Consider the following 17,484-nt stretch of genomic DNA (forward strand, 5'->3'; position numbering starts at 1 on the left):
TTAGCCTTCCAGCAGGGCCAGACGCTCCTCCAGCGCAGCGATACGCGCCTCCAGCGCTTCCAGGCGATCCTCGGACACGCCTGAAGCGCTGCGGCTTTCCCCCGCGCCATGCTGGCGCGCGGCGATGATCGCGTCGATCTGCGCCGGGTCGCCCAGCGCATGGGTATAGCGGTCTTCGCGCTGGCCGGCCTGGCGTGGCAGGTGCAGGGCCAGCTCGCGGGTGACCAGGCGCTCGAGCTGATGCTGCACCTGATCGAGGTCTTCGAAGGCGTGCAGGCGGCTGCTGCGGCTGAGCAGTTCGTTGAGGGTCTGCGGCCCGCGCAGGAACATCAGCCCCATCAGCGTCAGCTGCGCCGGCACCAGCTCCAGGCCTTTGTCGAGGCGATGTTCCCAGCGATCTGCGCGGCTGCCCATCTGCAAGCGGGTCATGTCTTGCGCTTCCAGGGCGCGCAGGGCCTGGCCGACCTGGCCGGGCGTCAGATTCATCACCGGCTCCCGGCTGGTCTTCTGGTTACAGGCCAGCACCAAGGCATTGAGCGTCAGTGGGTAGCTTTCCGGGCTGCTCGCCTGCTTCTCGATCAAGGCGCCGAGTACGCGGATTTCGATGTCGGTGAAGCGGGCGGCGTCGGTGACGGGCTGATCGGTCATGGCGCGTTCTCTGCAATGAAAAGGCCATTAGGGTAGGGCGCGCCGCGCGCCCAGGCAAATGCCGAGCGCGGGCGGGGCTGATTCAGGCGCCGCGGCGGGCCATGGCTTCGCAGGCGGCGGCGGTGAATACCACGTCGGTCGAAGAGTTCAGCGCGGTTTCCGCCGAATCCTGCACCACGCCGATGATGAAGCCGACCGCCACCACCTGCATGGCCACTTCGTTGGGAATACCGAACAGCCCGCAAGCCAGAGGAATCAACAGCAGCGAGCCGCCGGCGACGCCTGAGGCGCCACAGGCGCAGATCGATGCCACCACGCTGAGCAGCACGGCGGTTGGCAGATCGACCGCGATGCCCAAGGTGTGCACCGCCGCGAGGGTCAGCACGGTGATGGTGATGGCGGCCCCGGCCATGTTGATGGTCGCACCCAGCGGGATCGACACGGCGTAGGTGTCTTCATGCAGGCCGAGCTTTTCCGACAGCGCCAGGTTCACGGGAATGTTGGCCGCCGAGCTGCGGGTGAAGAACGCGGTGATGCCGCTTTCGCGCAGGCACAGCAGCACCAGTGGGTACGGATTGCGGCGAATCATGCACCAGGTGATCAGCGGGTTGACCACCAGTGCCACGAACAGCATGCAGCCCAGCAGTACCCCGAGCAGGTGCAGGTAGCCCAGCAGCGCCTGCAAACCGGCCTGGGCCAGGGTCGAGCTGACCAGGCCGAAGATGCCCAGCGGGGCGAAGCGAATCACCACCCGCACGATGTCGGTGATGGCCCTGGACAGGTCATCGGCGACGCCGCGGGTGGCCTTGCCGGCCTTGCGCAGCAGCACGCCCAGGCCGATCGCCCAGGTCAGGATGCCGATGAAGTTGGCGTTGACCAGCGCACTGACCGGGTTGTCTACCGCGCTCATCAGCAGGCCCTGCAGCACCTCGTTGATGCCGCCCGGGGCGCTCAGGCCGGCTTCGCCAGCGTTGAGCACCAGCGTCGAGGGAAAGTGCATGCTCGCTACCACCGCCACCAGGGCTGCGGAAAAGGTACCGATCAGGTACAGCCAGAGAATTGGACGAATGTGCGTCTGCTGACCCTGCTGGTGGTTGGCGATCGAGGCGATCACCAGGACGAACACCAGAATCGGCGCCACCGCCTTGAGCGCCGAGATGAACACGCTGCCGGGCAGCGTCAGGTTGACCGCGACGCTGGGCGCCAGCACGGCCAGGAGGATGCCGGCGACCAGGCCGATGACGATCTGGGTGACCAGGCTTGTGCGGTTCAGCAGGCGAAATACAGCAGACATGTGCAGCGGTGCCTCGAGGCCTCGGAAATAAGCGGCGGACTCTATCACAGGGTTCACCGTGTGACTGACCCGTACTTCTATTGGAACAGCTGGTGTCGCGCGCTCTCGGTGATGGCGACGATGCCGGGGTGCTTGACCTTGCGTTCGACCGAAATCGCATAGAAGGCCTCGGTGACCGCATCGGTCTGTCCAATCAGTTGCACTGCGCAGCGCTGGCAGACTTCCTCGGCGATCACGCTAGGGGCGACGAACAGACCGCTGCCCGACTGGCCGAAGGCTTGCATCAGGGCGCTGTCGTCGAACTCACCGATGATGCGTGGCTGCAAGTGCTGCTCGGCCAGCCAGCGCAGCAGGCGGCTGCGCAACATGGTGTCCTGCCCCGGAATCAGCAGTGGGGCGTTGTGCAGGCACGCCGGGAAGCCGGCACTCAGGCGCGCGGCGAGGGCGGGGTCGGCGAAGAAGCTCAGGCCACATTCGCCCAGCTTCTGGCTGAAGCCCTTGATATCCAGATGGTTGGGCATCGGGCTGTCGGAGATCACGAGGTCGAGGCGCTGGATCGCAAGATCGCCCAGCAGGCGTTCGAGTTTGTCCTCCCGACAGCTGATGCGCAGCACACCGTCCAGGGCCATGGCCGGCGCCAGCAGGCGATAGACGATGGACTTGGGCACCATATCTGCGACGCCCACGCGAAAGACGATCTGCTGTTCTTCCGGTTGCGCGCGCAGCACGGTTTCCAGTTCGCTGGCGATCTGGAACATCTGCTCGGCGTAGCTCAGGGTTTGTCGACCGCTTTCAGTCAGTTCCAGCTGGCGTCCCACGCGCTGAAACAGCTCGATGTTATAGGCCTGCTCGAACAGGCTGATCTGCCCGCTGATGGTCTGTGGCGTGAGGTTCAGTTGCTCGCTGGCGCGCGCGATGCTGCCGGTCTTGGCGACCACCCAGAAGTAGTGCAGTTGTCGATAATTGAGCATGGTCGATGTAACAGTTCGTAAAAAGCGAAGTATAGCCGCTGAAAAAACGAATTTTCCTGATGTTTTTGTCAGGCTAGGATGGCCGGTGATCACGCGCCTGCCAGGGCGCCCGACCCCTTTTGCGAGATACGATCAATGGAATACTTGCTGGAACTGGCTTCAAGCCCTACTGCCTGGGTTGCCCTCGCCACACTGGTGGCGATGGAAATCGTCCTGGGTATCGACAACCTGATCTTCATCTCCATTCTCACCAACAAATTGCCCGAGGCCTACCGTTCCAAGGCGCGGCGGGTGGGGATCAGCATGGCGTTGGTCATGCGTCTGGCGCTGCTCAGCACCGTGGCGTGGATCGTGCAACTGACCGAGCCGGTGTTCGAGGTGCTGGGCAACGCGTTTTCCTGGAAAGACATGATCCTCATCGCTGGTGGTCTGTTCCTGTTGTGGAAGGCGACCAAGGAGATTCACGAGAACGTCGACCCGCACGGCGCCAAGGAAGAAGACAAAGTCGGCTCGACGATCACCCTGGGCTTCGGTGCGGCGATCTTCCAGATTCTGCTGCTCGACATCGTCTTCTCCATCGACAGCATCATCACCGCCGTGGGCATGACCCAGCACCTGCCGATCATGATCATCGCGGTGATCAGCGCGGTGATCGTGATGCTGGTCGCCGCCGATCCGCTGGCCAAGTTCATCAACGACAACCCGACCGTGGTGATGCTGGCTCTGGGCTTTTTGATCATGATCGGCATGACGCTGATCGCCGAGGGCTTTGGCGCCCATGTGCCTAAAGGCTACGTGTATGCGGCCATGGCCTTCTCGACGCTGATCGAAGTGCTCAATATCCTGGCCCGACGCGCCCGCCTCAAGCGCGAAGCCAGCGAAGGTTGAGCAAGACATATCGCGGCTAAAGCCGCTGCTACGCGGCCTTTGCGGGGGCGGTTTTAGCCGCGAAAGGCCGGTGTAGACCTCTCGGGTTCGAACCTACACCCCAGCTTTCTTCAAGCGCACGCGTGGTGTGTGGGGGAGGGCTGCAGGACGAGCGGGGGCGTGGCGGCGCAGGATGCGCAGTACGCCCCATAGCATCGCCAGTGCAACGCTGGTCCACATGCCTATCAGCAGGATGATTGCCATCGTCAGACTCATGGTCGGCTCCTCGGCGTCGCTGCCTGGGGGCAGCGCTGATACAGGTGAAGTCTAGCCTGCCGTTGATGACGTTCAATTGACCGATGGTCCTGTGACGCCGACGCCTCGTTGCGCGTGCGCTCCGGGGTATACCGTGGCGCCTGCGCCGCCTATGATCGTGGGCCGAGCCTGAGCACCATTGGCCAGGCGTTGAGACAAGCGAGAAACCATGCCGCAGCATTCATCCATCGCCCGCCACCTGCGCCTTGGCCTGGCGGCGGCCTTGCTGGCCACCACCCTGGCGGGCTGCTCCAGCGCACCACCGGCGCTGCCCAAGGATCTGGCGCAGCGCGTCGAGATCAGCGGCGTGCCGTTCTTCCGCGGCAACGCCTACCACGGCGGCGCCTTGGCCCTGGCGACCCTGCTGTCCCAGCAAGGGGTGAATGTCACCCCGGGCCTTTTGGACAAACCCCTCGGCCTGCCGGAGCAGATCGATCATTTGCAAACCGCCATTCCCCGCGTGGCCCGTGAATACGGCCTAGTCGTGTATCCGCTGGACAAACGCCTGGAAGCCTTGCTGGTGCAAGTGGCCGCGGGCAACCCGGTGCTGCTGCGTTATCAGGAAGGTTCGAGCTTCTGGTCCGAGCCGCGCTATGCGGTGCTGGTCGGCTATGACCGTTACAAGAAGCGCGTGCTGCTGCGCGCAGGCATGGACCGCAGGCGCCTGGTCGACTTCGCCGATTTCGACAAGGCCTGGCGCCAGGAGGGCAGTTGGGCGGTGTTGCTGCAACCGCCGCGGCAGTTGCCGGCCAATGTCGACCGCGAGCGCTGGCTCAAAGGCGCAGAAGACCTGGCCCATGAGGGTCAGGAAGTCGCTGCACGGCAAGCCGTGCGCCGCCTGCAGGAATGATGGGGAAAGTGCCGGGGCAGTCGTTGCCCCGGCCAGAAGGTGTCAGAAGCCGAGGCGGTCGCGCAGGCTGTAGTACCAGGCGCCCAGGGCGCTGAAAGGCACGCGCAGCAATTGCCCACCGGGGAACGGGTAGTGCGGCAGGCCGGCGAAGGCGTCGAAACGTTCGGCCTGGCCGCGCAGGGCCTCGGCCAGCACCTTGCCCGCCAGGTGGGTGTAGGTCACGCCATGGCCCGAGCAGCCCTGGGAGTAGTAGATGTTGTCGCCAATCCGGCCAACCTGAGGCAGGCGCGACAGCGTCAGCAGGAAGTTGCCGGTCCAGGCGTAGTCGATCTTGACGTTCTTCAGTTGCGGGAAGGCCTTGAGCATCTTCGGCCGGATGATGGCTTCGATGTTCTGCGGGTCACGCGCGCCATACACCACACCGCCGCCGAAGATCAGTCGCTTGTCCTGGGTCAGACGGTAGTAGTCGAGCAGGTAGTTGCAGTCTTCCACGCAGTAGTCCTGCGGCAGCAGGCTGCGCGCCAGTTCTTCACCCAGCGGTTCGGTGGTGATGACCTGCGTGCCACACGGCATCGACTTGGCCGCCAGCTCTGGCACCAGATTGCCCAGGTAGGCGTTGCCGGCGACGATGATGAACTTGCTGCGAATGCTGCCTTGCGGGGTATGCACCACAGGGCTTGCGCCGCGCTCGATACGAATCGCCGGGCTTTGCTCGTAGATGACGCCGCCCAGCGACTCCACCGCGGCGGCTTCGCCGAGGGCCAGGTTGAGCGGGTGGATGTGCCCACCGCTCATGTCGAGCATGCCGCCCAGGTAATTGTCACAGGCGACCACTTGGCGAATACGCGACTGGTCCATCAGTTCCAGCTGAGTGTGGCCATAGCGCTCCCACAGGCGTTTTTGCGCTTCCAGATGGGCCATTTGCTTGGGGGTGAGCGCCGCGAAGACGCCGCCATCTTTGAGGTCGCAGTCGATGCCGTAGGTGGCGATGCGCTCGCGGATGATCCGACCGCCCTCGAACGCCATCTCCCCGAGCAGTTGGGCCTGACGCGCGCCAACCGTGCGCTCGATGACATCGATGTCGCGGCTATAACTGTTGACGATCTGCCCGCCGTTGCGCCCGGAGGCGCCGAAGCCGACCTTGGCGGCCTCCAGCACAGTGACCTTGAAACCGTTCTCCAGCAGGAACAGTGCGCTTGAAAGGCCGGTATAGCCGGCGCCGATGATGCACACATCGGTTTCCACCTGCCCTTGCAGCGCTGGACGTGCTGGCACCGGGTTGGCCGAGGCGGCGTAGTAGGACTGGGGGTAGCGGGTGTCAGCCATGGCGGGGAAAACCTCGTGTTTTATATTTTTAACGGATGCGCCGATGCTATCAACAATAATGAACACCTGCCAGTCATGCGGAAAAAAACCCGGACGGCAGGTCATTGCCGCTACTCAAAGAGAAATTGATTAGGATTCAGTGGCTTACCCGTTAAATAAGTGTTGACAGGGTGATTATTCTGCGTAGAATGCGCCCCACACGACAGGCACATAGCTCAGTTGGTTAGAGCACCACCTTGACATGGTGGGGGTCGTTGGTTCGAGTCCAATTGTGCCTACCAAACACGCTAAAAAGGCGATCCGCGAGGGTCGCCTTTTTTGCATTTTGGTTTCCGGTCGGGGCATTTCCGCGTTCCAACCTGTGGCCACGGGCTTACGCAAATTTTTGATTACTTTGAAGAAAAAGCGCTTTACAGGGAACGCTTTGCTCTCTAATATGCGCCCCACACGACAGGCACATAGCTCAGTTGGTTAGAGCACCACCTTGACATGGTGGGGGTCGTTGGTTCGAGTCCAATTGTGCCTACCATATAAAGTCCTGGTTTCCAGGCAGTGAAAGGGCGATCCGAAAGGGTCGCCCTTTTTCGTTTGCGTGTTTCGTCAGGTCGTCGGCCGCGCAGCCTGCACAGCGCTGCGGCGTTGTGTCGCGCTGCGCTTGCAAAGCCGTTCAATCGCTCGCTTACAGCCGAGCGGCGCGGCCACGGCGGCCCGGTTCGTACCACTTGGCGTGCTAGAATCCGCCCCTTCGAAACAGGAGGTACACGCGTGCGCAAACTGGCAGTGGTAATGGCAGTGCTGGCCTTGGCTGGCTGTGAGAACGAGGTCGAAGGCATCCACAAGCAAGTTGCCGAGCACCTGCACAACCCCAAGACCGCCAAATTCGCCAACGTGCGAATCGACACCCAAGGCATGGTGTGCGGCCAGGTCCGCGGCAAGGACGACAACGGTCAGTTCGAAGCCTATCGCAGCTATGTCGCCGTGAAGCGTGATGGCCAGTACCAGATTCTCGTGGACGACACCGGCAACAACCTGCCGATCCGAGAGTTGTGCGGCGGTGCCGATCTGCAGCGCCGGGCCGATGCCCTGGCTGACCAGCCGGCGCCCGATGGCTGGGACGTCGAGGTGATTCAAGGCGCCAACATGGGCGCGCTGAGCGACATGACCGCCCGGCTCATCGAGAAAGGCATCCCTTCCTGGGTCGAATATCGCGCCGGCAAGCCGGTGGTACTGATGGGGCCGTTCCCCAGCAAGGCTGAAGCCGATGCGCGCAAGGCCGACGTGATGGCACGTTTGGGCACTGACTCAGTGGTCATTCAGCACGGTGTGGAACGCTGAGCGGCCGTGGTACTCCAATGGGCAAGGAAGCCCGAGTTCAAGCCTGATGCGCCTGCCCTCGGGCGCGTTGACGACTATGCTTGGATGGGCAGACGCTGAAGCGGGGAGGCCTCATGTCTACGTTGGAAAAGGCCATCATCATCGCCGCCATTGCCCACGATGGGCAGTTCGACAAAGGTGGCTCGCCGTACATTCTGCACCCACTGCGGGTGATGCGGCGAATGCATACCCAGGAAGAGCGCATCGTCGCGGTGCTGCACGATGTACTGGAAGACACCGCGCTGACGGTCTCGGACCTGGCCCGAGAAGGCTTCAACCTGAAGGTTCTGGCGGCCCTGCTGGCGCTGAGCCGGCGCGGCGACGAGCCTTATGAATCGTTCGTCCAGCGCCTGGGCAGCGATCCGCTGGCGCGCGCAGTCAAGCTGGCCGATCTGGCCGACAACAGCGACATGACGCGCATTCCCACCCCTGGCCCCGCCGACTTGCAACGCCTCAGCCGTTATCGCCAGGCCAGCGCCTACCTGCAAGCGTTGGCCTGAGCCTGGCCCCTCAATCCTCCTTCGGCACCGTCCAGAAAATCTGCACGCCGCCATCGTCGCGGTGGGCGAGGGTGACGTTGTCGTTTTCGGCGATCTCTTCGAGCAGCGTTTCCCAGTCATCAACGGTTTCGTGCTCAAGACGGAAGATCAGCGCTGTCTTGCTGCGCTGCGCGGCGGTGCCGTTGATGATTTTCTGGATGCGGACGCCCAACTGCGTGTAGCTGCTTGGGGTCGTGGCGGCGGTGCTGGCCATGGATCGGCTTCCTAGGTGGCTGTATGTGCGTACAGTATTTCAACGCCAGCCTTTGCGCAACTGCGGCTCAGCGCATGAAGTGCACTTTGCCCGTATCGTCGTTGCCCATGTACATGCCGTACACCCCGGCCTTGCGTTCTAGGATGTAGCGTTCGAGGATCTGCCGGATCGCGGGGTAGTAGATCTCGTCCCAGGGGATGTCGTCGGGGTCGAAGAAGCGGTAGGTGAGGGTCTCAGGGCCGTGCTCGCCGGTTTCTTCCACAGCCAGGGCGCGGAAGATGATGTACACCTCGCTGATCTTCGGCACGCTGAAGATCGAGTAGGGCGAGACGATGTCGGCGCGCACTCCGGTTTCTTCCCAGACCTCGCGCAGGGCAGCGTCCTCGGTGGTTTCCCCGGCTTCCATGAAGCCTGCGGGCAAGGTCCAGGTACCGGGCTTGGGCGGGATGGCGCGCTGGCACAGCAGGTAGCGGCCCTCGCGCTCGATGATGCAGCCGGCGATGATCTTGGGGTTTATGTAGTGAATGTAGCCACACGCGCAGAACAGGCGTTCATGGGTGTCGCCGCTGGGGATGCCCCGAACGAGTGCCTGGGTGCAATGTGGGCAGTAGCGCGGGGCGATGGCCATGATCAGCGACCTATGCGCGGGTCTTTCTGGGTCAATGGCTCGGCGATCGGGCGCACCGGGGTGTCGTCTTCCTGCTTCTGGCGCAGGTACTCGAGGGCAACGGCAGCGGCGGCACGAACATGGTCTACCGAGGCCTGGTGAGCAGCGTGCGGGTCGCCGCTCTTGATCGCTTCGACCATTTTCTCCATTTCCCGGTTACTGGCGCCGCGGCGATTGTGCTGCGACACCGAGGTGGCTCGCAGGTAGCTGATGCGCGCCTGCAACTGGCGCAGCTGCTGGGCGGCGACGCGGTTGCCTGAGCCTTCGAGCAGCACGTCATAGAAGCCTTGCACCGATTCGAGCACTTGTTGCAGCTCGCCCTGCTCGAGCGACTCGCGGTTTTCTTCCAGCGCCCGTTCCAGGGCACGGATGTCCTTGCTCTTGGCATTGAGGGTGAAGAGTTGAACGATCAGCCCTTCGAGCACGCAACGCAGCTCGTAGATGTCGCGGGCATCTTCCAGGGTGATGATGGCGACCCTCGGCCCCTTGGCGTCGGCGAACTCCACCAGCCCTTCGGACTCCAGGTGACGCAGCGCCTCGCGCACCGAAGTGCGGCTGACCCCGAGACGATCGCACAGGTCGCGCTCGACCAGGCGGTCGCCTGGCAGCAGGTGGAAATTCATGATCGCGCTGCGCAGCTTGTCTAGCACGATCTCGCGCAGGGTGACGGGGTTGCGGTTGACCTTGAAGCTGTCGTCGAGGGGCTGGCGTTTCATTGGGTGCGCTCTAATAGAGGCTGTGCGCCCATATCAGGGAAGCACCGCGAACCGAGGTGCTTCCTGCAGTGGTTCGAACAGCCCGTTGTTATCGGGTTGACTCTGCGTCGGCCTCGGCGAACGCTTCGCGGGCCAGGCGGAAACTGTCCACCGCCGCGGGTACGCCGCAATAGATGCCGACCTGCAGAAGGATCTCGCGAATCTGTTCACGGCTCAGGCCGTTGCGCAGTGCGCCGCGGATGTGCAACTTGAGTTCGTGCGGCCGGTTGAGGGCGGAAATCATGGCCAAGTTTATCATGCTGCGCTCTTTGAGCGACAAGCCGTCACGGCCCCAGACATGGCCCCAGCAGTACTCGGTGACCAGATCCTGCAACGGCTTGTTGAAATCGTCGGCGTTCTCGATCGAGCGATTGACGTAAGCCTCGCCCAGCACTTGCGTGCGGATCGCCAGGCCTTTTTCGTACTTCTCGTTGCTCATCTGCATGCTCCGAATGAAAACGGGGGCCACAACCGAGGGTGAGTGGGCGCGGCCCCCAAAAAAGGCTCTGCCAGACCTGGCGCAGGCCAGGTCGGCAAAGGACGGATCAGCCTAGCGCCGGCAGGGCGCCCAGCTTGCCGCGATGATAGACCATCGGCGCCACGGGCTCTGCCGGCAGCACCAGGTTTTTCACGGCGCCGACGATGATGGCGTGGTCGCCACCGTCGTACTCGCGCCACAGCTCGCACTCGATGATCGCGGTAGCATTGCTCAGCAGCGGGTTGCCCAGCTCGCTCAGGTGCCACTCGATGCCTTGCGCCTTGTCTTTGCCTTTGCCGGCGAAGGCATAAGCCTCGGCGGTTTGCCCGGCTGACAGCAGATGGATCGCAAAGCGCTTGCTGTCGCGCAGGATCGGGTAGGTGTCCGAGGCATAGTTGGGGCAGAACAATACCAGTGCCGGGTCGATCGACAGCGCGCTGAAGGCGCTGGCGGTGATGCCGACGAGGGCGCCATCGGCGTCCAGGGTAGTCACCACCGTGACACCTGACGGGAACGAGCCCATCACTTCTTTATAGATGCCAGGTTCGATCATCTTGGCGTTACCTCTTCAGCGCATCACGAATGGATCGGGCATCGGCGCGGTGGACAGGTTGATCCACACGGTCTTCAGCTCGGTATAGGCAAGCACCGAATCGATGCCGCTCTCGCGGCCGTAGCCGCTGTTCTTGAAACCACCGATCGGCGCCATGGCCGAGACGGCGCGATAGGTATTGACCCAGATGATCCCTGAACGCACGTCGCGCGCCAAGCGGTGGGCGCGGCCCAGGTCGCGGGTCCAGATGCCGGCAGCGAGGCCGAACTGCGAGTCGTTGGCCATCGCCAGGGCCTCTTGCTCGGTCTTGAAGCGGATGACCGCAGCGACCGGACCGAACACCTCTTCCTGCATGATGGTCATCGAATTGCTGTCGCATTCGAACAGGGTCGGCTCGTAGAACCAGCCATCACCCTCGACCTCGGCGCGCTTGCCGCCCAAATGCAGCTTGGCGCCTTCGGCCTTGGCCGCAGCGACCAGGCCTTCGACCACCGCCAGTTGCTGCGCGGTGGCCATCGGGCCCATTTCGCTGGCGTCGTCGGCCGGGTTGCCGATGCGAATACGCTTGGCGCGCTCGATCAGGCGGCTGACGAACTCATCGAAGATGTCATCCTGCACCAGCAGCCGCGAACCGGCCACGCAGCTTTGCCCGGAGGCGGCATAGATACCGGCAACCGCACCGTTGATGGCGCTGTCCAGGTCGGCGTCGGCGAAGATGATGTTGGGCGACTTGCCGCCCAGTTCCAGCGACAGCTTGGCGAAGTTCTCGGCGCTGCTGCGCACCACGTGACGTGCAGTGGCGGCGCCGCCGGTGAAGGCGATCTTGCGTACCAGCGGGTGACGGGTGAGGGCGGCGCCAGCGCTTGGGCCGTAGCCGGTGACGACGTTCACCACACCGGCCGGGAAGCCGGCTTCCAGGGCCAGGCGGGCCAGTTCGAGAATGGTCGCCGAGGCATGCTCGGACGGCTTGAGCACGATGGTGTTGCCGGCGGCCAGGGCTGGGGCCAGCTTGATCGCGGTCAGGTACAGCGGGCTGTTCCACGGAATGATGCCAGCCACCACGCCGATCGGCTCGTGCACGGTGTAGGCGAACAGGTCGGGTTTATCCAGCGGCAGCGTGCCGCCTTCGAGCTTGTCGGCCAGGCCTGCGGTGTAATGGAAGAACTCGGGCAGGTAACCGACCTGGCCGCGGGTTTCGCGAATCAGCTTGCCGTTGTCTCGGCTTTCCAACTGCGCGAGGTGTTCTTTGTTTTCCGCGATCAACTCGCCAAGACGGCGCAGCAGCTTGCCGCGGGCGGTGGCGGTGAGGCCACGCCAGGCACTGCTTTCGAAGGCGCGCTGGGCCGCCTGCACGGCCAGTTCGACGTCCGCTTCATCGGCGTCGGGCAGCTGCGACCAGGCCTGGGCTGTGGCCGGATTGAGACTGTCGAAGGTCTTGCCATTCTGGGCGTCGACCCATTGGCCGTCGATGCACATCTGGAAACGTACGAGGGTCATGCAACTATTCCCTTGGCAGATTCGGTGAGAGTACGGGCTTGCCGGAGGAAGTCCAGCAGCATCTTGTTGACTTCACGCGGCGCTTCCACGGGCATCATGTGGCGTTGTTCGGCAAGCACTGCGCATTGCGCATTGGGGATGCGCGCGGCCAGTTGGCGGGCCATGGCCGGGGTCGAACCGGCGTCGAGCTCGCCAGTGGCGATCAGGGTCGGCACCTGGATGCGGCCGAGGTCATCGGCGCGGTACATGTCCTGGGTGGCGAACAGCGAATAGGTGGTGTGATAACCCTGCGGGTCGTTGTTGGCCAGCACCTGGCGGAGGGCCGCGACCTGCGCCGGGTTGGCGGCTTTGTATTCACGGCTGAACCAGCGCTCGAGGGCGGCATCGACGTTGGCGTCGGGGCCCAGTTCGGCGGCCTGGGCGGCGCGGGCGATGACCCCGGCGCTCTGCTCGGGCGAGCGGTTGAACACGCTGTTGAGCACGACCAGCGCCGAGACGCGCTGCGCGTAGGCGAGGGCGAAGGCGCGGGCAACCAGGCCGCCCATGGAGAAGCCGATGACCGTGGCCTGCGGGATCTGCAGGTGGTCGAGCAATTCGGCGAGCTGGTCGGCGTAGCCTTGCAGGGGCGTGTCGGCGGCCGGCACGCGGCTCTGGCCATGGCCGAGCATGTCGTAGCAGATGACCCGATAATCGGCCGCAAGACCGACCACCTGGCCACCCCACATTTCCTTGTTCAGACCCACGCCGTGGATCAGCACCACAGGTTGCCCCTGGCCTTGGCTGAAATAGCTGGTCCCGGCCGGAGTACGTTCAGCGACAGGCTGAATCATGGATGACGCTCCTTGCGGGATGGAGCGCGCGCGGCGCTCCTTCCCATCTGGTTGTTGTTATTGAGCGTTGGCTTTTTCAGCAGCCAGTTCTTCCAGATCGATGTAGCGGTTGCCGATACGCGGGTGCAGACGGCCACCGTCGGCAGCGCCCAGGACCACGACGATCTCGTCGGCGCGCGGCGCGTCTTCGATCTGCATTTCCAGGGTGATGTAGTGCGAGCGCTGGCCTTCGTCGTCTTTCTGCATCATCGGGATCTGGATCGAGGTGCCTGGGCCACCACGCTTGTTGGTGAAGCTCAGGTAGCTCTTGGCCTGTACCGCTTCGCGGTAGTGGTTGCCGAAGCGCAGGGTGTGGATCACTGCCGAGGCGTGCTCGATCTCGCCATCGGCGCCGACCACAGCGGCTTTACCGTAGGCTTCGATCTTGTCGGCGCCGCCGATGGCAGCCACCAGACGCTCGACCATCAGCTCGCCAAGCTCGGAGCAGTTGGCGCGGATTTCCGGCTTCAGATCGTCAACGAACCCGCGGCCCGCCCATGGGTTCTTGATCACCACGGCCAGGCCGACCATGGTCACGGGCTTGTCAGTGGCTTTGAAACCTTCGATGCGGGTCTCTTCGGAGTAGGTGACGATCTTGCGGATTTCGAAACTCATGAGCGGCTCCTTGGGAGGTTACTGGGTCTTGTTGTCTGATGGTATACCATAATATTTGTTCTGCAAGCGCTGCCTGCAAAAATCCCCACGGCGGGAGACGAAGGGTCCGCTGCTCCACTGATTTGCGGGCCAGCTGTACTGGCTGTGCACCCCTTCGATATAAAAAAAGCCCGCTTGCAAGGCCCATGCGGGCCACCGCAAGCGGGCCGATCCCGCAATCATTCAGGCAATGGGAATTCAGGCGAACGCAGGCACCACTTCCTTGATGAACAGCTCAAGGGATTTTTTCTTCTCGGCGTGGGGCAAACTGTTGTCGCACCAGAAGCTGAACTCGTCGACGCCCAGTTCCTGGTAGTACTTGATCCGCGCGATCACCTCTTCGGGGGTGCCGATCATGGTGTTCTTGCGGATGTTGTCCAGGTCGAACGCCGGCACTTCGGCGAATTTCGATTCCGGGCTTGGCTCGAGGAAGCCGTTGACTGGGGTGGTCTTGTTGCCGAACCAGGCATCGAAGGTGCGGTAGAAGCGCGAGATCGCCTGGGCGCCGATCTTCCAGCCATCGGGCTCATCGGCGCTGTGCACGTGGGTGTGACGCAGCACCATCAATTGCGGGCGCGGCACTTCGGGGTTGTTGTCCAGAGCGGCCTGGAACTTGTTCTTCAGGTCGAGCACTTCTTCATCGCCCTTCATCAGCGGCGTGACCATCACGTTGCAGCCGTTCTTCACTGCGAAATTGTGCGAGTCAGGGTCGCGGGCGGCGATCCACATCGGTGGCATGCCGGCTTGCACGGGCTTGGGTACGCTGGTGGAGGTGGGGAATTTGTACACCTCGCCTTCGAAGGCGTAGTCGCCTTCCCACAGTTTACGTACCACGGGCACCATTTCCCGCAGGGCCTTGCCACCGTCGGTGGCCGGCATGCCGTTAGCCATGCGGTCGAACTCGAACTGGTAGGCGCCACGGGCCAGACCCACTTCCATGCGGCCATTGCTGATCACGTCGAGCAGGGCGCATTCACCGGCAACCCGGATCGGGTTCCAGAAAGGCGCAATGATGGTGCCGGCACCCAGGTGGATGGTCTCGGTGCGGGCGGCCAGATAGGCCAGCAGCGGCATCGGGCTGGGCGAAATGGTGTATTCCATGGCGTGGTGCTCGCCGATCCACACCGTGCTGAACCCGCCTGCTTCGGCCATCAGGGTCAGTTCGGTGAGGTCTTCGAACAACTGGCGGTGGCTGACCTGGTCATCCCAACGTTCCATGTGCACGAACAGCGAAAATTTCATGGGGCATTTCCTCGACGCGTGAAAGGTGTCGGCTGGCTGGGCCAGCGGCAGATCGAAGGACGGACGCCGTCGGCAACCGTCGTACTAATTAAGGGAAATTCAGGCCAGGGCGGGCAGGCTGGCCATCTTGCCGTGGCAGTACACCAGCGGTTGCGGGGCTTGCGCGGGAACGATCAGGTTCTGCACCTTGCCGACCATGATGGCGTGGTCGCCACCTTCGTATTCGCGCCACAGCTCGCACTCGATGACCGCCGTGGCGCCTGCCAGAATCGGATTGCCCAGCTCGCTCAGGCTCCATTGGATACCGGCTGCCTTGTCCTTGCCTTTGCGGGCGAAGGCGTAGGCCTCGGCCTGCTGTTCACCCGACAAGAGGTGAATGGCGAAGCGCTTTTTCTGAATCAGCACAGGATAGGATTCGGAGCTGTAATTGGGGCAGAACAGCACCAGCGGCGGGTCCATCGACAGGGAGGAGAAAGCACTGGCGGTCAGGCCGACGATTGCGCCGTCGTCATCCAGAGTAGTGATGACCGTGACGCCGGAGGGGAACGAGCCCAGGACGTGCTTATAGACAGTTGCGTCGATCATGACGGGGTCCTCGCAGGGGAGAGCGGTAGGCCGCTTTTTATCGTTGATGTGTCTGATGGTATACCGTAATACCCAATTTGCAAGTGGAAATTTCTTTGCCACATTCGACATGATGAGCGGTAAAAACCCAATGAATACGGGGTGCTGAAGCGTTTCTTCACCTGATACAGCTCACTCGACAAGCGGATCAGAGACGCATTTCAGATGCGGATCAGTGTTGTCAAAAGCTTGGAATACCATAATATGGTCTTCAGCAGAGAGGCCGCCCCGATGCGGTTTCCTACAACGATAAAAATGATCTCCGAGCTCAAATCCTATGTCCCAGCCGTCTTCGCAAAAGCAGTTTGTCGAGAATCACACGGTCGATTACGTTCCACCTGCCGAGCGCCATGGGAAGGCGCGTGACCTGTTCACTCTCTGGTTCAGTACCAACATCGCACCACTGCCCATCGTCACCGGGGCGATGGTGGTTCAGGTGTTCCACCTCAATCTGCTTTGGGGCCTGATCGCTATCGCCCTGGGTCATCTGCTGGGCGGTGCAGTGCTCGCGCTTGCCTCGGCCCAGGGGCCGCAACTGGGCATTCCGCAGATGGTGCAGAGCCGCGGCCAGTTCGGTCGCTACGGTGCCTTGCTGATCGTGTTCTTCACCGCGCTCATCTATGTCGGCTTCTTCATTTCCAACATCGTGCTGGCGGGCAAGTCGATTCATGGCATCGCCCCCAGCGTGCCGATGCCGACCGCGATCGTGGTGGGCGCCCTCAGTGCCACGGCCATCGGCGTGATCGGCTACCGCTTCATCCATAGCCTCAACCGGATCGGTACGTGGGTGATGGGTTCGGCGCTGCTGGCAGGCTTCATCATGATGTTCACCCAGGAGCTGCCGGCCGACTTCTTCAGCCGTGGCGCCTTCAACCTGTCGGGCTTCATCGCCACGGTGTCGCTGGGCACCATCTGGCAGATCAGCTTCTCGCCCTACACCTCGGACTACTCGCGCTACCTGCCGCGTGAAATCGGCATCGCCAAACCGTTCTGGGCTACCTACTTCGGCGCTACGCTGGGCACCATTCTGTGCTTCAGCTTCGGTGCCATCGCAGTGCTGAGCGTTCCGGAAGGGGTCGAGGCCATGGATGCAGTGAAGCAGGCCACCGGCTGGCTGGGCCCGATCCTGATGGTGCTGTTCCTGCTCAACATCATCAGCCACAACGCCCTCAACCTGTATGGCGCCGTGCTGTCGATCGTTACTGCGATCCAGACCTTCTTCGCCAGCTGGACCCCCAGCGTCAAAGTGCGTGTCGTGCTCGCAGCGGTGATTCTGCTGGCCTGCGGTGCGGTCGCGCTGAATGCCTCGGCCAACTTCATCAGCCAGTTCATCGGCCTGATCCTGGCGCTGCTGGTGGTGTTGGTGCCTTGGGCTGCGATCAACCTGATCGACTTCTACCTGATCAAGAAGGGCGAGTACGACATCGCGTCGATCTTCAGCGCCGACGGCGGTATCTACGGCCGCTTCAACCATCACGCGATCATCGCTTACGCCTGCGGCATTCTGGTGCAGCTGCCGTTCGCCAACACCGCGTTGTACGTCGGTCCTTATTCGAACTTGATCGAAGGCGCAGACCTGTCCTGGCTATTCGGTCTGCTGGTGACCGCGCCGCTGTACTACTGTCTGGCTACCCGCGCCAAGGCAACCCAGGCGGCCAAGGCGCCCAAACCGGTAACCGTCGGCCACTGATCGGCGCATCGGTGAACAAGGGAAGGGCCGCATTGCGCGGCCCTTTTCATTGCAGGT

The 17,484-nt window shown here is 62.7% G+C and carries 20 protein-coding genes and 2 tRNA genes; 7 read left to right on the forward strand and 15 right to left on the reverse strand.

The window, feature by feature from the left end; all coding sequences use genetic code 11:
- The 3 genes from LK03_RS14430 to nhaR form a co-directional block, all read right to left on the reverse strand.
- Entirely contained in the window at positions 1-648 is a 648-nt protein-coding gene (locus LK03_RS14430; RefSeq protein WP_038413044.1) for a YceH family protein, read from the reverse strand.
- 82 nt (positions 649-730) lie between these two features.
- On the reverse strand, positions 731-1,942 hold the full coding sequence (sstT, locus tag LK03_RS14435; protein ID WP_038413045.1) for a serine/threonine transporter SstT: 1,212 nt from the start codon (positions 1,940-1,942) through the stop codon (positions 731-733).
- A 77-nt stretch (positions 1,943-2,019) separates the two neighbouring features.
- The gene (gene nhaR, locus LK03_RS14440; protein ID WP_038413046.1) at positions 2,020-2,913 is read right to left on the reverse strand and encodes a transcriptional activator NhaR; all 894 of its coding nucleotides are present in this window, start codon (positions 2,911-2,913) and stop codon (positions 2,020-2,022) included.
- Positions 2,914-3,048: 135 nt separating this feature from the next.
- Between nhaR and LK03_RS14445 the strand changes: the two genes are divergently transcribed.
- Positions 3,049-3,801: a TerC family protein gene (locus LK03_RS14445; RefSeq protein ID WP_038413047.1), complete on the forward strand. Its 753-nt coding sequence runs from the start codon at positions 3,049-3,051 to the stop codon at positions 3,799-3,801.
- Between the two features lie 93 nt (positions 3,802-3,894).
- On the opposite strand, the gene LK03_RS22195 is transcribed toward LK03_RS14445, so the two are convergent.
- Complete coding sequence (locus LK03_RS22195; RefSeq protein WP_156109536.1) at positions 3,895-4,056, reverse strand: hypothetical protein; 162 nt, start codon at positions 4,054-4,056, stop codon at positions 3,895-3,897.
- 208 nt (positions 4,057-4,264) lie between these two features.
- Here LK03_RS22195 and LK03_RS14450 point away from each other — a divergent pair, with 208 nt between their 5' ends.
- Positions 4,265-4,945: a peptidase C39 family protein gene (locus tag LK03_RS14450; RefSeq protein WP_038413048.1), complete on the forward strand. Its 681-nt coding sequence runs from the start codon at positions 4,265-4,267 to the stop codon at positions 4,943-4,945.
- A gap of 42 nt (positions 4,946-4,987) precedes the next feature.
- Here LK03_RS14450 and LK03_RS14455 read toward each other — a convergent pair whose 3' ends face one another.
- The gene (locus LK03_RS14455; RefSeq protein ID WP_038413049.1) at positions 4,988-6,271 is read right to left on the reverse strand and encodes an NAD(P)/FAD-dependent oxidoreductase; all 1,284 of its coding nucleotides are present in this window, start codon (positions 6,269-6,271) and stop codon (positions 4,988-4,990) included.
- 204 nt (positions 6,272-6,475) lie between these two features.
- Here LK03_RS14455 and LK03_RS14460 point away from each other — a divergent pair.
- The 4 genes from LK03_RS14460 (at position 6,476) to LK03_RS14475 (ending at position 8,145) form a co-directional block, all read left to right on the forward strand.
- A tRNA-Val gene (locus tag LK03_RS14460) sits at positions 6,476-6,552 on the forward strand.
- Positions 6,553-6,723: 171 nt separating this feature from the next.
- A tRNA-Val gene (locus tag LK03_RS14465) sits at positions 6,724-6,800 on the forward strand.
- A 236-nt stretch (positions 6,801-7,036) separates the two neighbouring features.
- Entirely contained in the window at positions 7,037-7,606 is a 570-nt protein-coding gene (locus tag LK03_RS14470) for an SPOR domain-containing protein (protein ID WP_038413050.1), read from the forward strand.
- Between the two features lie 113 nt (positions 7,607-7,719).
- Positions 7,720-8,145 carry an HD domain-containing protein gene (locus tag LK03_RS14475; protein WP_038413051.1) on the forward strand — a complete coding sequence of 142 codons (426 nt, stop codon included), beginning with the start codon at positions 7,720-7,722 and terminating at the stop codon, positions 8,143-8,145.
- A gap of 10 nt (positions 8,146-8,155) precedes the next feature.
- Here the strand turns inward: LK03_RS14475 and LK03_RS14480 are convergent, their stop codons facing one another.
- The 10 genes from LK03_RS14480 to LK03_RS14525 form a co-directional block, all read right to left on the reverse strand.
- Positions 8,156-8,398 carry a DUF1654 domain-containing protein gene (locus LK03_RS14480; protein ID WP_038413052.1) on the reverse strand — a complete coding sequence of 81 codons (243 nt, stop codon included), beginning with the start codon at positions 8,396-8,398 and terminating at the stop codon, positions 8,156-8,158.
- 67 nt (positions 8,399-8,465) lie between these two features.
- Positions 8,466-9,026, reverse strand: a complete 561-nt coding sequence (locus LK03_RS14485; RefSeq protein WP_038413053.1) for an NUDIX hydrolase — start codon at positions 9,024-9,026, stop codon at positions 8,466-8,468.
- 2 nt (positions 9,027-9,028) lie between these two features.
- A complete protein-coding gene (locus tag LK03_RS14490) occupies positions 9,029-9,781 on the reverse strand; it encodes a GntR family transcriptional regulator (protein WP_028696082.1) in 753 nt (250 codons plus the stop codon).
- A gap of 88 nt (positions 9,782-9,869) precedes the next feature.
- Positions 9,870-10,259, reverse strand: a complete 390-nt coding sequence (locus LK03_RS14495; protein ID WP_028696081.1) for a carboxymuconolactone decarboxylase family protein — start codon at positions 10,257-10,259, stop codon at positions 9,870-9,872.
- A 106-nt stretch (positions 10,260-10,365) separates the two neighbouring features.
- Complete coding sequence (locus LK03_RS14500; RefSeq protein WP_038413054.1) at positions 10,366-10,851, reverse strand: flavin reductase family protein; 486 nt, start codon at positions 10,849-10,851, stop codon at positions 10,366-10,368.
- A gap of 15 nt (positions 10,852-10,866) precedes the next feature.
- Positions 10,867-12,348 (reverse strand): aldehyde dehydrogenase, encoded by a 1,482-nt coding sequence (locus LK03_RS14505; RefSeq protein WP_038413055.1) that lies wholly within the window; start codon positions 12,346-12,348, stop codon positions 10,867-10,869.
- Positions 12,345-13,178, reverse strand: coding sequence for an alpha/beta fold hydrolase (locus LK03_RS14510; protein ID WP_038413057.1), 834 nt, complete (start codon positions 13,176-13,178; stop codon positions 12,345-12,347). Before LK03_RS14510 ends, LK03_RS14505 begins: the two co-directional genes overlap by 4 nt.
- Before the next feature lie 57 nt (positions 13,179-13,235).
- Positions 13,236-13,832, reverse strand: a complete 597-nt coding sequence (locus LK03_RS14515; protein WP_038413058.1) for an amino acid synthesis family protein — start codon at positions 13,830-13,832, stop codon at positions 13,236-13,238.
- 237 nt (positions 13,833-14,069) lie between these two features.
- Positions 14,070-15,113, reverse strand: a complete 1,044-nt coding sequence (locus LK03_RS14520) for an LLM class flavin-dependent oxidoreductase (RefSeq protein WP_038413059.1) — start codon at positions 15,111-15,113, stop codon at positions 14,070-14,072.
- A 99-nt stretch (positions 15,114-15,212) separates the two neighbouring features.
- Positions 15,213-15,698 carry a flavin reductase family protein gene (locus LK03_RS14525; protein WP_038413060.1) on the reverse strand — a complete coding sequence of 162 codons (486 nt, stop codon included), beginning with the start codon at positions 15,696-15,698 and terminating at the stop codon, positions 15,213-15,215.
- Between the two features lie 316 nt (positions 15,699-16,014).
- Between LK03_RS14525 and LK03_RS14530 the strand changes: the two genes are divergently transcribed.
- Positions 16,015-17,427 (forward strand): purine-cytosine permease family protein, encoded by a 1,413-nt coding sequence (locus LK03_RS14530; protein ID WP_038413061.1) that lies wholly within the window; start codon positions 16,015-16,017, stop codon positions 17,425-17,427.
- Positions 17,428-17,484 lie beyond the last annotated feature (57 nt).

This window comes from Pseudomonas cremoricolorata, assembly GCF_000759535.1.
Lineage (GTDB): Bacteria > Pseudomonadota > Gammaproteobacteria > Pseudomonadales > Pseudomonadaceae > Aquipseudomonas > Aquipseudomonas cremoricolorata_A.

Bases quoted from the DNA above. Each gene is read 5' to 3' on its own strand.
- LK03_RS14430 (WP_038413044.1), bottom strand. From the start codon at position 648: ATGACCGATCAGCCCGTCACCGACGCCGCCCGCTTCACCGACATCGAA.
- sstT (WP_038413045.1), bottom strand. From the start codon at position 1,942: ATGTCTGCTGTATTTCGCCTGCTGAACCGCACAAGCCTGGTCACCCAG.
- nhaR (WP_038413046.1), bottom strand. From the start codon at position 2,913: ATGCTCAATTATCGACAACTGCACTACTTCTGGGTGGTCGCCAAGACC.
- LK03_RS14445 (WP_038413047.1), top strand. From the start codon at position 3,049: ATGGAATACTTGCTGGAACTGGCTTCAAGCCCTACTGCCTGGGTTGCC.
- LK03_RS22195 (WP_156109536.1), bottom strand. From the start codon at position 4,056: ATGAGTCTGACGATGGCAATCATCCTGCTGATAGGCATGTGGACCAGC.
- LK03_RS14450 (WP_038413048.1), top strand. From the start codon at position 4,265: ATGCCGCAGCATTCATCCATCGCCCGCCACCTGCGCCTTGGCCTGGCG.
- LK03_RS14455 (WP_038413049.1), bottom strand. From the start codon at position 6,271: ATGGCTGACACCCGCTACCCCCAGTCCTACTACGCCGCCTCGGCCAAC.
- LK03_RS14475 (WP_038413051.1), top strand. From the start codon at position 7,720: ATGTCTACGTTGGAAAAGGCCATCATCATCGCCGCCATTGCCCACGAT.
- LK03_RS14480 (WP_038413052.1), bottom strand. From the start codon at position 8,398: ATGGCCAGCACCGCCGCCACGACCCCAAGCAGCTACACGCAGTTGGGC.
- LK03_RS14485 (WP_038413053.1), bottom strand. From the start codon at position 9,026: ATGGCCATCGCCCCGCGCTACTGCCCACATTGCACCCAGGCACTCGTT.
- LK03_RS14490 (WP_028696082.1), bottom strand. From the start codon at position 9,781: ATGAAACGCCAGCCCCTCGACGACAGCTTCAAGGTCAACCGCAACCCC.
- LK03_RS14495 (WP_028696081.1), bottom strand. From the start codon at position 10,259: ATGAGCAACGAGAAGTACGAAAAAGGCCTGGCGATCCGCACGCAAGTG.
- LK03_RS14500 (WP_038413054.1), bottom strand. From the start codon at position 10,851: ATGATCGAACCTGGCATCTATAAAGAAGTGATGGGCTCGTTCCCGTCA.
- LK03_RS14505 (WP_038413055.1), bottom strand. From the start codon at position 12,348: ATGACCCTCGTACGTTTCCAGATGTGCATCGACGGCCAATGGGTCGAC.
- LK03_RS14510 (WP_038413057.1), bottom strand. From the start codon at position 13,178: ATGATTCAGCCTGTCGCTGAACGTACTCCGGCCGGGACCAGCTATTTC.
- LK03_RS14515 (WP_038413058.1), bottom strand. From the start codon at position 13,832: ATGAGTTTCGAAATCCGCAAGATCGTCACCTACTCCGAAGAGACCCGC.
- LK03_RS14520 (WP_038413059.1), bottom strand. From the start codon at position 15,113: ATGAAATTTTCGCTGTTCGTGCACATGGAACGTTGGGATGACCAGGTC.
- LK03_RS14525 (WP_038413060.1), bottom strand. From the start codon at position 15,698: ATGATCGACGCAACTGTCTATAAGCACGTCCTGGGCTCGTTCCCCTCC.
- LK03_RS14530 (WP_038413061.1), top strand. From the start codon at position 16,015: ATGTCCCAGCCGTCTTCGCAAAAGCAGTTTGTCGAGAATCACACGGTC.